This window comes from Streptomyces spinosus (assembly GCF_020400655.1).
In the GTDB taxonomy this organism is placed as follows: Bacteria; Actinomycetota; Actinomycetes; order Streptomycetales; family Streptomycetaceae; genus Streptomyces; species Streptomyces argyrophylli.
The window spans coordinates 225,355-239,350 of record NZ_JAINRC010000010.1; the positions used below are offsets into that span (position 1 = coordinate 225,355).

Sequence of the window (13,996 nt, forward strand, 5' to 3'; positions counted from 1 at the left end):
CGTTCGTAGTCAGGCGGGTGCGGGGTACTCGCCAGGTGCCGCTACGCCGGGGGACGGGCGGGCGTACCGTCGGCACTTCGTGCGGAAGGGACCGGTCTCATGCGGCACGACGAGATGATCGGAAAGGTGCAGGCACTGGCCCAGCTGCCCGACCGCGGGTCGGCCGAGCGGGCCGCGCACGCGGTCGTCAGCACCCTGGCGGAACGGCTGCCGGCCGGGCTGGCCCGGCATGTGGCCGCCCAGCTGCCGCCGGACATGGCGGCGGCCATGCGGGAGGCGGCCGACGCGTCCGCCGGCCCCGACTCCGGCACGGCGGCCGAGCCGTTCGGGCTGACGGCGTTCGCCGGACGCATCGCCGTCCGCGCCGGCACCGACGAGGAGACGGCGCTGCGCGAGGCCGCCGCCGTGATGGAGGTGCTGGACGCCGCCCTCGCCCCGGAGCTGACCGAGCGGATGGACGGGGCGCTGCCGGCCGACATCCGCGAACTGCTGCCGGTGGAGCGCGCCGTCCAGGACACGGGGCGGCCGGACTGACGCCGATGCCCGGCTCTCCGCCGGACAGCGCCGGGAGAAGGGCGTTCCGGCGGGGTGCGCCGCACCGCGGGGCCGCGCACCGGGACCGGGGTGGGCGACACTGGTTCAATTCGTGTGCAAGCGCCCGCCGGGGGCAGGCGTAGCAGTGACGTCCCCCACCCCGAAAAGGTGCTCCATGGCCTTCTTCGCCCTCTCCCGGCATGAGCCGCTGGTCCTGCTCTCGGCCACCGAGCTGGCGTCGGAGTATCACCGCTTGCAGGAAGAGAACCGGCAACTGCAACGCGCCGTGACCTCGCACGCCGTGATCGACCAGGCGATCGGTGCCGTCGTCGTCCTCGGGCGGATGGCCCCGGAGGAGGCGTGGCGTGCGCTGCGGGACGTCTCCCAGCGCACGAACGTCAAGCTGCGCACGGTCGCCGAGCACATCCTGGCCTACGCCCAGGGGAGCACACTTCCCGACCCGGAACGGACCGAACTCGCGAAGGCGATCGTCCGCTACCGCCGCGGCGAGGAGCCCGCGGTGCTCGACGAGGGCCTGCACGCGTCGGCCGACGGCGACAGGGGCGCCCACTAGGGGCGCCCCGCCCCTGCCGACGACCCCGCGGATGGCCCCCCCGTTCGCCAAGAACCGGGGGGCCGCGCGTCCTGCCCTGATCGCCCCGGCGACCGTGCCCCGACGGCACGCCGTCCCACCGCCGACCCGACCCCGGGTGCGTTCCGCGCGCCCCGTTCCGCGTCGTGTGCGTACGGTGCTGTGGAGGTGACCGGCTGCCGGCGGGGACGCCTCCCGGTGCGGAGAGGAGGCGGGAGCGGTGGTGGACGACGCGCACCGACGGGCGGCCGGGCGGAACGGCGGACGCCGGGCCGGGCGGACGGTGCTGGGCAGCCGGCCGGCGCACTCGGTGCGGCTGCCGTCCGTGACCCGCCCGGAGCAGCCGGCGGCGCCGGCCGAGCGCACGGTGAAGTGGCTGCGGGTCGCCGCGGCCTACGCCTGGCGGCTGATCCTCGTCGGCATCGTCGTCTACGGCGTCTTCAGCATCCTCGGCAGCTTCCAGCTCATCGCCGTCGCGCTGTTCCTGGCGCTCGTCGTGACATCCGTACTGCATCCGCTGACCGATCTGCTGAGCCGGTTCCTGCCGAGGCCGCTGAGCGTGGCGATCGCGCTGGTGGGCAGTCTGGTGCTGCTGCTGGGCCTGTTCGCGCTGGTGGGCAGCGCGGTGGCGGGTGAGTCCGCGCGGCTGGCGGACGAGTTCAGGGGCGGGGTCCACCGTATCGAGCAGTGGCTGCGCCGGCCGCCGTTCCGGCTCGGTTCCGACGCGCTCGCCGGGTTGCAGCGCCAGGTGACGCACTACGTCTCCACGCACCGGGCCGCTCTGCTGAGCAGCGCGGTCAACGAGCTGGGCCGGCTGGTGGAGCTGATCGCCGGAGCCGCGCTCGCGCTGTTCGCCTCGGTGTTCTTCCTGCACTCGGGAGAGCGCCTGTGGAGCTGGGCGCGGGACCAGCTGCTGCCGAGCGGTGCCCGCCCGGTGTGGGACCGGGCGGGGCGGGCGGCCTGGCGGACGTTCGCGGGGTACACGCGCGGCATCATCATCGTGGCCGCCACCAACGCCGTCCTGGTGGGAGTGGTCCTGCTGGTGCTGCGGGTACCGCTGGCGCTGCCGCTGACCCTGCTGGAGTTCTTCGCGGCGTTCGTGCCGCTGGTGGGCTCACCGGTGGCGCTCGGGGTGGCCACGATCGTCGCTCTCGCCGGCCGGGGTCCGCTGACGGCGGTCGGCGTGCTGGTGCTGATCGTGGTGATCGGCCAGCTGGAGGGGCACGTGCTGCATCCGCTGGTGATGAGCTGGGCGGTGCGGCTGCACCCGCTCGTCGTGGCCGTGTCGGTGATCGCGGGCAGCATCGTCGCCGGAGTCATCGGCGCCGTCGTCGCGGTCCCCCTGGTCTCCGTGGTCTGGGCGGTGCTGCGGGCACTGCGGGCGGTGCCGCCATGACGGGACCCGGCTGTTTCAAGTTCGGCGCATTGACCACCACCGGGCCGGGCTCTGCGTGGGGGTCCACCCCAACGCCCCCAGTTCTGTCACGCTCTCGAAGTCGCGACCTCGCAATCGGGGAACCGTGCGTCCCGCTAGGGCACCAGTACAGCACGGATGCCGCATCCTGCGGTGTTACCAGTGCGCGAGAGGTGATCGCCGAGCACGGGAGGTTGCAGCCGGCGAGTCACGGGGACCTCAACCCGGCCGGAGACGCGCCGGTCAGAGGAGTTGCGGGTCGAAGTCGTCCCTGCACAGGCGCTCGTGTGCCCTAGTAGCCACCTGCGATGCGTTCGAGCTGTCGACTCCCTGTGGAGTGGGCGAAACCTCGTAGTAGGAGGTGGAATCCCGAATGGCCTTCACCTCGTTGATGATGTCCGGTTCGGCGGCTACCTCGTCCTCGGTCATGCCGTCGTCGACGATCATCCGGCAAGCTTTCCAGCCGACCTTGATCAGACGCTCTTCTGTCTCGTCGGTGCGCTTGCTGCCCCACATGTCGAACGTCTGAACAATGTCGAACAGGTAGGTCTCCTCGCGGTCGCTCTTGTCGTTGATCCCGAGAGTGCTTTCGGCGTCATCGACGTAAGGCTCCTCGGTCTCCTCTTGCGCGGCGGACGATCCGTCATCGTCGGACGCGCTACACGAAGACACACCGGCACATGCGATGAAGACGAAAGCCCACACCGCCGGGACAGACCGCTTCACGTCCCCACCCCTCATGCTGAAGCTTGGCCCGCACCCCCTGTAAGCGCTGGCCGAGACAAGTCGTAGGAGTGTACGACGCGGCCCCGCGCTGGGTAGCGGGCGCGACCATCTATCGCCCCGGCCTCTCGTACCCGCCCGGGGCGTCCCGCCGCACCCGCCGGCGCGAGGCCGGCGAGAGCGACGCGCAGCCGCGCTGTCATGCGCATCAACTTGCTATGGGCTCGGGCAGATTGGCCCCCTGAGCGCGCGGGCCAGATGACCGGGTTGAGCGTTCGGGTGTCCCGGATCGACGGCGAGACCGGGAGCGCCGAGGAGGTCGGCGCGCGGGAGTGGTCGGTCGACACCATGCCGACCCTGAACGCTCATCGACACGCGGTGGCCGCCCTGCCAGTGCTGCCGCTGCCGGGGCAGCGGCTTCCCCGTCCCGAGCCGGCCAGCCGACCGCTGACCCAACACACTGTCGGCCTCGCCCGAGGCAGGACGACGCCCCCGAGGAGCAGCCCGGCGCGGCACCGCCCGCACGTGACGATCAGCCCCCGGTGGCAGCGTAGGGCCGTCGTGGGGGTCACCGTCGCTCTCGCTGGACACAGAGGACCACCCCGGGGTCCGAGTGCGCGGGGCGGTCTTCTGTGCGGCGGGAGGGCCGTCCGTGGGCTCAGGCGGCGATGGCCGGCCGGAACCGGATCGGAGCCGGAGCGCCAGATTGGCACCCCCGAAAGAGGTGCCGCGGCCCCCTGGCACCCCGGCTCAGCGGAGCGCTGCCGTGACGAGGCCGCTGATCTCCTCCTCCCGGACGCTGCCGCCGTTCAGCAGGCGGTCGAAGACCAGCCCGTCCACGCACGTCAGCAGGGTCACCGTGCGCTCCTCCGGGTCCGCGACGCCCCGCTCGGCGAGGAACGCGCGGACGACCCGCCGCCCCTGGTTCTCGCGCGGCACGAGGATCTCGCGCAGTTCGGGATGGTGCGCGCTCTCGACGGCGCAGGCGTAGCGGGCGAGGGACCGCCGGCGCCCCTCTCCGGTGAGCCGCGCTTCGACCAGCGCGGCGATGCCGGCCGTCAGTTCGCCGGCGGTCCGCGGCACGGGCGTGGCGGCGCCCCTCTCCTCCAGCTCGGCCTGGTCCAGCGCCACCAGTCGCCGGACCAGTGCGGTGAGGAGCGCCTGGCGGGTGCGGTAGTACGCGGAGGTGGTGCCGGGCGGCAGCCGGGCCGCGCGGTCCACGGCGCGGTGCGTCAGACCGCGCATGCCGCTGTCGGCGAGCACGGTGATCGCCGTGTCGGCGAGGAGAGTACGTCGGTCTGTGGCCATCCCTCTTTCTACACCCGTCTTCTACGTCTGTAGAACGCACGCTAGGGTGCTCCTACGGCTTCTACAGATGTAGAAGCCACTGGGAGACCACTGGAGAAACCCACGGGAGGGGACCGGCATGGGCGGCACGGCGGTGGTGGTCGGGGGCGGCATCGGCGGGCTCGCCGCGGCACTGGGCCTGCGCCGGATCGGCTGGGAGGTGCGGGTGGTGGAACGCGCCGCCGTCCTCGCCGACGCGGGCGCGGGCATCTCGCTGCACGCCAACGGGCTGCGCGCGCTGGACGCGGTGGGCGTCGGCGCGGCGGTCCGGGCGGCGGCGCGCCCGCAGTACACCGGGGGTACGCGCACCCCGGCGGGCCGGTGGCTGTCCCGCATGGACGGGACGCTGCTGGAGCGGGAGCTGGGCTCCCCCATCGTCGGCGTCCCGCGCTCGGTCCTGCACCGTCTGCTGCGCGCGGCACTGCCCGAGGAGTGCCTGCTCGTCGGCGCGACCGTGGACACGCTCGACCTCTCGGCCCCCGGCCGGGTGGGCGTGCCGGCCGGGGACGGCGTCCTGGAGGCCGACCTGGTCGTCGCGGCGGACGGTGTGCACAGCCGGCTGCGCGGGCAGCTGTTCCCGGACCATCCCGGCCCGGTGTACGCCGGTTCCACGGTGCTGCGGGCCCTGACCGAAGGCCCGCTGGAGGTGGCCACCGACTTCGAGCTGACCTGGGGGGCAGGGGCCGAGTTCGGGCACATCGCGTTCACCGACGGCCGCGCCGAGTGGCACGCGGTGCTCAACGCGCCGCCCGGCGTCCGCCACGCCGACCCGCTCGGCATGCTCCGCCGCCGCTTCCGCGACTGGCACGATCCGGTCCCGGCGCTGCTGGCCGCCACCCGGCCCGAGGCCGTGCTGCACCACGACATCCACGAACTGGCCACGCCGTTGCCGTCGTTCACGGCGGGACGGGTGGCGCTGCTGGGCGACGCCGCGCACGCCATGACGCCGCACCTCGGCCAGGGCGCCTGCCAGGCCCTGGAGGACGCGGTCACCCTGGCCGCCGCGCTGGCCGGGGAGGCCTCGGTCGGCGCGGCGCTGGCCCGCTACGACGCCGAGCGCCGCCCCCGCGCCCAGGCGGTCGCCCGCGCGGCCCGGCGGGCGGGCCGGCTCGGCCAGCAACTGTCCCGGCCGCTGACCGTCGCCCTGCGCGACACCGGGCTGCGCCTGGCCCCGTCCCGCGTGACGATACGGGCGATCCTGCGCCACGCCGACTGGACGCCGCCGAACCTGGGGTGACGGACAGCCGCGTCCTCCCGAGCCGGACAGCCGCGCCCTCCCGAGCCGGACAGCCGGCGGCCCCCGCATGGCCGCCCCTCGCCGGTGCGGCCGATCAGGTCCCGGTCCGCTCGGCCTTCGCGCGGGCGACGGCCGCGCCGGCGGGGTACCGGGTGCTGATCCGGGCCAGCGGGGTGCCGTCCGGGTCGGCCAGGTACAGCCAGTGGATGGTGGGACCGTGGCTGTTCTGGCCGTAGGAGGTGGTCTCCGTCCGTTCGGTGACGGACAGTTCGGGCCAGGAGAGGGCGAGGGTGCGGGTCACGCCCACGGTCACGACGACGCCCCCGGCGAACACGTACAGGCGGGTGTCCCGGTGGGTGAGCCGGCCCTCGACGACGAAGCCGGCCACGGGCAGGACGACCGCCAGGACGAGGAGGCCGACGGCGACGGCCTTCACCCCGGAATCGTAGGGGCCGGACACCATGCCGGCGCCGAAGATCAGACAGAGCAGCGCCGGCATCAGCGACGCGCAGCCCAGGCCGGTGATCCGGCTCCCGATGCGCTGTGTGTGCGTGCGCTCGCCCAACCCGTGGGCGGCGGCGGCCCGTTCCGCCCTGCGCAGGGCCTCCTCGTCCGCTTCGGCCCTCCGTGTCCCCCGGCCCATCGCCCGAAACCCCCTCCCGCGAAGTACTTCCCGGTGAACCCCTAAGGCGCGGCGCCGGACGGCGCCTCCTCCGGCAGACCGGCGTCCGCGCCGTCGCTCAGACCCAGGCGCAGGTGCTCGATGTGATAGACGGCCTGGTCGAGGAGTTCGGCGACATGGCCGTCGTACAGGGCGTAGATCACCGAGCGGCCCTGGCGGCGGCCGACGACCAGGCCGAGGTTGCGCAGCAGCCGCAACTGGTGCGAGCACGCGGACTGCTCCATGCCGACCTCGGCGGCGAGTTCGGTGGCCGCGCACGGCCCCTCCCGCAGCCGGGACAGGATCAGGAGCCGGGACGGAGTGGCGAGGGCCTGCAGCGTGGTCGCCACGCGCGTGGCGCTGTCGGCGTCCAGGCGCGTGCGGGGAACCGCCGTCCGCGCGGGAGTTGCTCCATGGCCCATACCGGCCATCATACAGACGACACTTGAACGGTTCTTCATATGTACCTGTATGGTGGGCCACGCCGCCCTGTCGTCCACCCCGCCGAAGGGTCCCCCGCCATGCCCTCCGTCCTCACCGACCGCCGCCCCCTCCCCACCGGGGCGGCCCGCGCCGAACCCGCCGCGCCCCGGCGCCGCACCCGGGTCCTCGCGCTGCCCGAGGCCCGCTGGGCGGCGGCGGCCACGGTACTGTTCCTGCTCGCCCTCCCCCTCCAGCTCACCGGCGCGCCCGGCTGGGCCTGGGGCGCGGCGTACGCGCTCGCCTACGCGGCCGGCGGCTGGGAGCCCGCGTGGGCGGGGCTGCGCGCGCTGGCCGGCCGGACCCTGGACGTGGACCTGCTGATGATCGTGGCGGCGCTGGGCGCTGCGGCCGTGGGCCAGGTGATGGACGGCGCCCTGCTGATCGTCATCTTCGCCACCTCCGGGGCGCTGGAGGCGCTCGCCACCGCCCGGACCGCCGACTCGGTGCGGGGCCTGCTCGACCTCGCCCCCGTCACCGCCACCCGGCTGCGCGCGGACGGCACCGAGGAGACGGTCACGCCGGCGGACCTCACCGTCGGCGACACCGTCCTGGTGCGGCCCGGCGAGCGGATCGGCGCCGACGGCCGGGTGCTGGACGGGACGAGCGAGGTCGACCAGGCCACCATCTCCGGTGAACCGCTGCCCGTCGCCAAGGAGCCCGGCGACGAGGTCTTCGCCGGCACCCTCAACGGCACCGGCGCGCTGCGGGTGCGGGTCGGCCGGGACGCCGCCGACTCGGTGATCGCCCGGATCGTGCGCATGGTGCGGGAGGCGTCCGGGACCAAGGCCCCGACCCAGCTGTTCATCGAGAAGGTCGAACAGCGTTACTCGCTGGGCATGGTCGCCGCGACGCTCGCCGTGTTCGCGGTGCCGCTCGCCTTCGGCGCCGCGCTGACCGGGTCGCTGCTGCGGGCCATGACCTTCATGATCGTCGCCTCGCCGTGCGCGGTGGTGCTCGCGACCATGCCGCCGCTGCTGTCGGCGATCGCCAACGCCGGCCGGCACGGGGTGCTGGTCAAGTCGGCGGTGGTGATGGAGCGCCTCGGGCAGGTGGACGCGGTGGCGCTGGACAAGACGGGCACCCTGACCGAGGGCACGCCCCGGGTGACGGACGTCGTGCCGCTGCCCGGAACCGGTCTCGGCGAGCGTGAGCTGCTCACGCTCGCGGCGGCGGCCGAGCATCCGAGCGAGCACCCGCTCGCCCGGGCCGTGGTGGAGGCCGCGCGCGCCCGTGACCTGGCCGTTCCGACCGCCCGCGGCTTCCGCTCCACACCGGGGGTCGGCGTCACCGCCACGGTCGGGGAGCACGTGGTCGCGGTGGGCACGCCGGCCCGCCTGCTGAACGGGACGAGCGGGGCGCCGGCCGGGCCGGCGCGCACGGACCGGCACGGCGCCTCCGTCGCCGCTTCCCCGGTCACCACCCGGGAGGCGGCCGGCCGCGCCGCCGCCTCCCTCGTCGCACGGCTCGAGGCCGGTGGCCGTACGGCCGTGCCGGTGGTGGTGGACGGCGTCCCGGCCGGGGTGCTCGGGATCGCGGACCGGCTGCGGCCGGACGCCGCCGTCACCGTCGCCGCGCTCGCCGCGCTGACCGGGACCCGTCCGACGCTGCTGACCGGTGACAACGCGCGCGCCGCCGCCCGGCTGGCCGGCGAGGCCGGCATCCAGGACGTCCGGGCCGGGTTGCTGCCCGAGGACAAGGTGGCCGCGGTGCGGGAGCGGCAGGACGCCGGCCGCCGGGTGCTGGTCGTCGGGGACGGCGTCAACGACGCGCCCGCGCTGGCCGCCGCGCACACCGGTGTCGCGATGGGCCGCGCCGGTTCCGATCTCGCGCTGGAGACCGCCGACGCCGTGATCGTGCGGGACGAGCTGGCGGCGGTGCCCGCTGTCGTCGCCCTCTCCCGCCGCGCCCGCCGTCTGGTCGTGCAGAACCTCGTCATCGCGGCGGCGTTCATCTCCGGCCTGGTCGTCTGGGACCTCGCGGGCACGCTGCCGCTGCCGCTGGGCGTCCTCGGCCACGAGGGTTCGACGGTCCTCGTCGGCCTGAACGGTCTGCGCCTGCTGCGCGAGAGGGCCTGGAGGAGGGCGGCACGGACGGACACGGCCCCCGCCTGACCCGGCGCCGGCGCCCGCGCCGAGGGCCGCCCGCACGACACACTCCGTCCGGACCCGCCGCACCGGCGGCATCCCGGTGGCATGAGGCGGTGCCAACGGTGGCACCCGGGGCGCCGTGCGTGGGATACGACTGACCTGGCAAGGGGTACGGAGTGACGTGGCGGGCGCCGTGGGTGCGGTGCGGCGGGCCTGGGCGGGACCGTGCCGGGAACGGGACCTGGCCGTCCAGGCGGCGAAGGCGGCGCTGGCCGCGTGGGTGGCGTGGGCCGTGGCGGGCTGGTGGCTGCGGGCGCCGGTCGCGTTCGTCGCGCCGTGGGTGGCGGTCGTCCTGGTGGAGTCGACCGTGTACCGCTCGATCGCGCACGGCCTGCAACAGCTCGCGGCGATCGCGGCCGGCACGGTCGCGGCGACCGCGGTCGGACTGCTGATGCACAGCACGGTGGCCGCGATGGCGGTGGTGCTTCCCCTGGTGATGCTGCTGGGCCAGTGGCGCCGCCTGGGCAGTCAGGGCATCTACGCGGCCACGGGCGCCCTGTTCGTCCTGACCAACGGGTCGGTCGCCGTCGCCACCTCCGCGGCCCGGCTCGGCGAGGCCCTGTTCGGGGCGGTGGTCGGCATCGCCGTGAACGCGCTGGTCCGGCCGCCGCTGTATCTGCGCGACACCCGTGCCGTCCTGCGGGACGCGACCGAGGAGGCCCACGACATCCTGCGGGACGTGGCCGACGGACTGGCGGCGAGCCGCTGGGACGCGGAGGAGGCCGACGCCTGGCACCAGCGCGCGCTGCGGCTGCACGGGCTCGTGGAGGAGGCCCGCTCGGCGGTCGAATGGAGCCGGGAGAGTCTGCGCGTCAACCTGCGCGGGCACCGCAAGCCGGCCCTGCCGCTGCCCGAGAAGGGGTACGACGACGCGCTGGTGGTGCTGGACTACGCGGCCGTGCACACCGCGGGGGTGACCCGCACGGTGCTGGAGGCCGCCGCCGAGGACCGCTCGGCGCCCCGGCCGCACCCGGGACTCGCCAAGCGGTACGCGGAGTTCCTGTGCGAGACCGCCCGCGCGCTGCGGCTCTACAGCCACAGCCGGTTCGGCGACGCGTGCGAGGACGAGCTGTCCGAGGCGGTGTCGCGGCTGCGGGACATCCTCGGCGAGCTGCGCCGGGACCTGGTCCGCTCCACGACGGACGACCCCGACGAGGTCGCCACCTACGGCGCGTTGCTGGCCCAGGCCCACCGGCTGGCCGACCAGTTGGCCGCCTCGGCCGGGTGAGCGCGGCCGCTCACGCGCCGGGCGCCGGGTCACCCGGTTCGCGGATGCCGAACACGGCGCGGCCCACGGTGAGGACGCCGTCGGTCAGCGGCCGGCAGCGCACTCCCCCGCCGCCGCGCAGGGCGCGCTGGGCACCCGGGCCGAGGGTGGCGTCCATCCAGGCGCAGGGCCGGGCGGCGCTGCGCACCTGGAGTTCGACCGGTCCGGAACCGGAGTCCAGGAAGACGGTCCTGCCGATGAAGGCGTCGATGTCGACGCCGCGCAGCAGGACGTTGCGCCGGGTCCGCAGCAGGTCGGCCGGGTACGGTCCCGGCTGCGGCAGCCGCTCGGCGGCCATGAGGGTGATCGACGCGTTGCGGTGGGCGGGGTGGTTGAAGTACCGGTCCCCGACGATGCCGAGGCCCGCGCGGACCTCGGCGCTCGGCACGAGTTCGCCGGGCGGCAGCTCGGGCGGGCCGTCGCCCGGCCGGCCCGCGAGGCGGTGCACCGGGGACACCAGCAGCTGGAGTATCTCGACATGCGGCACGCTCCGAGCCTAACCAGCGCCGGCCCGTGCCCGGTCCCCCGCGCCCGGCCGTCACCGGGAGTCAGGACCGTGACGCCGTTCCGGAGCCGGGTGTCCGCAGCGCCTTCGCGTCCGGTGCGTCACCGGTGGCGAACTTCCGCAGCCCGTCCTGGGAGCCGTTGAAGCGGTCGTGGTCGCCGACCGTCGGGCCGCTGGAGGTGTACTGCCACATCGTGTACGACGTCCACCCGGCCGGCAGCGTCCCTGCCGTCGAGGCGTAGCGCGCGATCCACAGCGGGTTGGTCGCGCCGAAGCCGGCGTAGTCGCCGGTGCACTCGATCCACCAGTTGGTCGCGGTGTAGATGACCGCGTTCCGGCCGGTGCGGGACCTGTAGCGCTCCAGGAAGTCCCTGATCCAGCTGACCATGCCGCTCTTGGACTTGCCGTAGCAGGAGTCGCCGTACGGGTTCCACTCCATGTCGAGGGCGCCGGGGAGCGTCCGGGCGTCGTTCGACCAGCCGCCGCCGTGCTGCACGAACCAGTCGGCCTGGGCGGCGCCGCCGGCCGTGTCCGGTGTGGCGAAGTGGTAGGCGCCGCGCACCATGCCGACGTCGAACGAGCCGTCGTACTGCTGGGCGAAGTAGGGGTTGGTGTAGGACGTGCCCTCGGTGGCCTTGGTGTACGCCCACTTGGTGCCGCTCTTCCACAGCGACGGCCAGTCGACGTCGCGTTGGTGGCTGGAGACGTCCACGCCCTCGGTCTGGGAGGCGCGGGGGTCCGGGGGCGGTTCGCCGGACTCGCCGTCGTGGGCGAGGACGCCGATGCCCATGTAGGCGCTGCCGCGCACGGGCGCGCCCCCGGTCGTGTCGGACGCGGCCGGGGGGCCGGACAGGAACAGCAGCAGGCAGGTCAGGGCCCCGGTGAGGAACGGGCGGGACCGGCCACGGAAGCGGAATATTGGGATTCGCACGGGATCCATCCGATCCGTGGCCGGGTCCACGCGCACGTCGGACTGCGCCCAACGAGGCCGTCCGCGGCCGGTTTCAACCCGTGTGGGTGCCCGTCACCCCTCGATGCGGTGCTGCGTCCAGAAGGAGGTCAGGTCCGTGCTCGTGGCCGCCTGGGCCGCCGCCTTGAACTCGGCCGTGGTGGACACGCCGTACCAGTGCGCGCTCGCGTAGTCCTTCAGCAGCTTGGCCATGGCGGTGTCCCCGAGGACGCGGCGCAGGTCGTGCAGGGCGCACTTGCCGTAGCCGTAGACGACGGTGGAGTAGCGGGAGGAGTGCGCGTCCCAGTACGCCATCGAGTTGGTGATCTTCTCGGCGCTGGAGGCCCAGGAGACGCCGCTCCAGCAGTTGGTCCCGGTCTTGCCCTGGGCGAGGTCGGTGGCGTAGTCGGTGAACGACTCGTCCAGCCAGGGGCTCGTGTACTCGTCGTCGCCGACGATGCCGTACCACCACTGGTGGGCGATCTCGTGGGTGAGCGCGGTGGTGCTGACCACGTCGAGGACGAAGCCGGGGTACTCCATGCCGCCGAACCAGTAGTTGTTGTCGATGACGGCGTCCAGCTCGCCGTACGGGTAGGCGCCGAACCGGGAGGCGTGGGCGTCGACCGCGCTCTTGGCGGTGCTGAGCATCGACTGGGCGCTGGTGGAGCTGATCCCCGAGACGGAGTAGACGTTCACCGGGACGCCGGCGGCCGAGGTGCCGGAGATCTTGGTGAAGGGGCCCGCCGCCCAGGCGAAGTCACGGACCTTGGCGGCGGTGGCCGTGGTGACGGTACGGCCGCTGGAGCCGGGCGTGTCCGTGGAGGTGCCGGTGGCCGGGACCAGCAGGGTGCTGGGGTGGTCCAGGGTGACCTTGAAGTCGGCGGCCAGGGAGTAGAAGGACTCGCCGTTGTCCGTGTACGGGTCCAGGTGCCAGCCGGCGCCGTCGCGGACGGCGAGGACGGGCAGGGCGTTGCCGACGAAGCTGAACGCGCCGTCGTGGCCGAAGCGGTCGGCGCCGCTGGGCACGGTGATGTTGAGGTCGAAGCCGATGGTGGCGCTCTGCCCCTGGGCGAGCGGGCTCGGCAGGTCGATCTTCAGGGCGGTGCAGGCGACGGAGAGGGCGCCGGCGGTGCCGCCGGTGACGTTGCCGACCTTGACGGGCATCGCGTCGCAGCTGCCGTGGTAGTTGTCCCACAGCCTGAGGTAGACCTCGCCGAGCGCGGTGGCGGAGGCGTTGGTGAAGGTCACGCTCTCGCGCCCGGTCCAGACGGTGCCACTGTTGTCGCTGCTCAGGTTCACGGTGTACGACGGGGCCGCAGGGGTCCGTGCGGAGTCGGCCGGCGGTGGTGTGGTGCCGTCCGAGGTGTCGAGGGCGATGTCGTCCAGGACGAAGCTCGTCTGGAGGCTGGAGTCCTCGGTGCCGGTGAAGGACAGGTTCACGGTCTGGCCGGCGAACGCGGACACGTCGATCGACTTCTTCACGTAGCCGGTGTTCTCGTCCAGGTTCGAGTAGGTGGCCAGCGTGGTGCCGCCGAGCTTGGCCGTGAGTTTGTCGTAGGCGGTGGAGGAGGTCGTCTCGGCGGTGTCGATGTGCAGCCAGAAGGTGAGGGTGGCGGCGCCGCATCCGGAGGGGACGGTCACGCTCTGGCTCAGGGTGTCGGTGCGGGTGCCGCCGACGCCGTCCAGCCAGGCGTAGGAACCGCCGCTGTGGGGGCTCTGCCCGGAGCGGCTCGTGATCACGGTGGAAGCGGACTGTGTCCACGGTGAAGTGCCGCTTTCGAAGCCGCCGTTGGCGACCACCTGCGCCGGGGCGCAGGCGGCGGCCACGGGGGTCGTGGCGGGCCGGGCGGCGGCGGGGGTGCCGGGGAGGATGAGGGCGGCCAGCGCGGCGGCGGTGACCGCGCCGACGCCGAGGGCCCTGTGGGGGGTCGGTCTCACACGCTACTCCTTTGCGGCGGCCGGGGTCCGGCCTGCTCGAAGGACCGCCCGGCCGGCTGGGGTGCGCCGGGGCGGTCCGGGTGGGGCTTGCGCGATCGCTGTGCACAGGTGCGGCGCGCGCCCCTGTGGGTCGGGGCGCGGGCTGCCGAAAGAGTGACAGATTTGACCGGGTCATGCCAGAGCGGCGGCGGTGGCCCCG

At 74.1% G+C, this 13,996-nt stretch carries 13 protein-coding genes; 6 read left to right on the plus strand and 7 right to left on the minus strand.

Annotated features, from left to right (window positions below):
* Nucleotides 1-99 precede the first annotated feature (99 nt).
* The 3 genes from LG395_RS20315 (at nt 100) to LG395_RS20325 (ending at nt 2,522) form a co-directional block, all read left to right on the plus strand.
* Nucleotides 100-534 (plus strand): DUF2267 domain-containing protein, encoded by a 435-nt coding sequence (locus tag LG395_RS20315; RefSeq protein ID WP_171159117.1) that lies wholly within the window; start codon nt 100-102, stop codon nt 532-534.
* 175 nt (nt 535-709) lie between these two features.
* Nucleotides 710-1,108, plus strand: a complete 399-nt coding sequence (locus tag LG395_RS20320; RefSeq protein ID WP_225810744.1) for an ANTAR domain-containing protein — start codon at nt 710-712, stop codon at nt 1,106-1,108.
* Nucleotides 1,109-1,349: 241 nt separating this feature from the next.
* Nucleotides 1,350-2,522: an AI-2E family transporter gene (locus LG395_RS20325; protein ID WP_372463448.1), complete on the plus strand. Its 1,173-nt coding sequence runs from the start codon at nt 1,350-1,352 to the stop codon at nt 2,520-2,522.
* A gap of 261 nt (nt 2,523-2,783) precedes the next feature.
* Here the strand turns inward: LG395_RS20325 and LG395_RS20330 are convergent, their stop codons facing one another.
* Entirely contained in the window at nt 2,784-3,266 is a 483-nt protein-coding gene (locus LG395_RS20330) for a hypothetical protein (protein WP_171159113.1), read from the minus strand.
* Nucleotides 3,267-4,013: 747 nt separating this feature from the next.
* The gene (locus LG395_RS20335) at nt 4,014-4,571 is read right to left on the minus strand and encodes a TetR/AcrR family transcriptional regulator (RefSeq protein ID WP_171159112.1); all 558 of its coding nucleotides are present in this window, start codon (nt 4,569-4,571) and stop codon (nt 4,014-4,016) included.
* A 118-nt stretch (nt 4,572-4,689) separates the two neighbouring features.
* On the opposite strand from LG395_RS20335, the gene LG395_RS20340 reads away from it, so the two are divergent.
* Nucleotides 4,690-5,847 carry an FAD-dependent monooxygenase gene (locus tag LG395_RS20340; protein ID WP_171159111.1) on the plus strand — a complete coding sequence of 386 codons (1,158 nt, stop codon included), beginning with the start codon at nt 4,690-4,692 and terminating at the stop codon, nt 5,845-5,847.
* Between the two features lie 94 nt (nt 5,848-5,941).
* Here LG395_RS20340 and LG395_RS20345 read toward each other — a convergent pair whose 3' ends face one another.
* Nucleotides 5,942-6,490, minus strand: a complete 549-nt coding sequence (locus tag LG395_RS20345) for a hypothetical protein (RefSeq protein WP_225810746.1) — start codon at nt 6,488-6,490, stop codon at nt 5,942-5,944.
* Between the two features lie 41 nt (nt 6,491-6,531).
* Nucleotides 6,532-6,930 (minus strand): ArsR/SmtB family transcription factor, encoded by a 399-nt coding sequence (locus tag LG395_RS20350; protein ID WP_171159109.1) that lies wholly within the window; start codon nt 6,928-6,930, stop codon nt 6,532-6,534.
* Nucleotides 6,931-7,029: 99 nt separating this feature from the next.
* On the opposite strand from LG395_RS20350, the gene LG395_RS20355 reads away from it, so the two are divergent.
* Both LG395_RS20355 and LG395_RS20360 read left to right on the plus strand, forming a co-directional pair.
* Nucleotides 7,030-9,102, plus strand: a complete 2,073-nt coding sequence (locus tag LG395_RS20355) for a heavy metal translocating P-type ATPase (protein WP_225810747.1) — start codon at nt 7,030-7,032, stop codon at nt 9,100-9,102.
* A gap of 157 nt (nt 9,103-9,259) precedes the next feature.
* The gene (locus LG395_RS20360; protein ID WP_225810748.1) at nt 9,260-10,366 is read left to right on the plus strand and encodes an FUSC family protein; all 1,107 of its coding nucleotides are present in this window, start codon (nt 9,260-9,262) and stop codon (nt 10,364-10,366) included.
* Nucleotides 10,367-10,376: 10 nt separating this feature from the next.
* On the opposite strand, the gene LG395_RS20365 is transcribed toward LG395_RS20360, so the two are convergent.
* From LG395_RS20365 to LG395_RS20375, 3 genes are all read right to left on the minus strand, one after another.
* Nucleotides 10,377-10,892 (minus strand): molybdenum cofactor biosysynthesis protein, encoded by a 516-nt coding sequence (locus tag LG395_RS20365; protein ID WP_171159106.1) that lies wholly within the window; start codon nt 10,890-10,892, stop codon nt 10,377-10,379.
* A gap of 61 nt (nt 10,893-10,953) precedes the next feature.
* Entirely contained in the window at nt 10,954-11,850 is an 897-nt protein-coding gene (locus tag LG395_RS20370) for a lysozyme (RefSeq protein ID WP_225810749.1), read from the minus strand.
* Nucleotides 11,851-11,934: 84 nt separating this feature from the next.
* Complete coding sequence (locus tag LG395_RS20375; RefSeq protein ID WP_225810750.1) at nt 11,935-13,797, minus strand: M1 family aminopeptidase; 1,863 nt, start codon at nt 13,795-13,797, stop codon at nt 11,935-11,937.
* Nucleotides 13,798-13,996 lie beyond the last annotated feature (199 nt).

Excerpts from the sequence above, each read along its gene's own strand:
- LG395_RS20315 (WP_171159117.1), top strand. The coding sequence starts at position 100 with ATGCGGCACGACGAGATGATCGGAAAGGTGCAGGCACTGGCCCAGCTG.
- LG395_RS20340 (WP_171159111.1), top strand. The coding sequence starts at position 4,690 with ATGGGCGGCACGGCGGTGGTGGTCGGGGGCGGCATCGGCGGGCTCGCC.
- LG395_RS20335 (WP_171159112.1), bottom strand. The coding sequence starts at position 4,571 with ATGGCCACAGACCGACGTACTCTCCTCGCCGACACGGCGATCACCGTG.
- LG395_RS20355 (WP_225810747.1), top strand. The coding sequence starts at position 7,030 with ATGCCCTCCGTCCTCACCGACCGCCGCCCCCTCCCCACCGGGGCGGCC.
- LG395_RS20320 (WP_225810744.1), top strand. The coding sequence starts at position 710 with ATGGCCTTCTTCGCCCTCTCCCGGCATGAGCCGCTGGTCCTGCTCTCG.
- LG395_RS20370 (WP_225810749.1), bottom strand. The coding sequence starts at position 11,850 with ATGGATCCCGTGCGAATCCCAATATTCCGCTTCCGTGGCCGGTCCCGC.
- LG395_RS20350 (WP_171159109.1), bottom strand. The coding sequence starts at position 6,930 with ATGGGCCATGGAGCAACTCCCGCGCGGACGGCGGTTCCCCGCACGCGC.
- LG395_RS20345 (WP_225810746.1), bottom strand. The coding sequence starts at position 6,490 with ATGGGCCGGGGGACACGGAGGGCCGAAGCGGACGAGGAGGCCCTGCGC.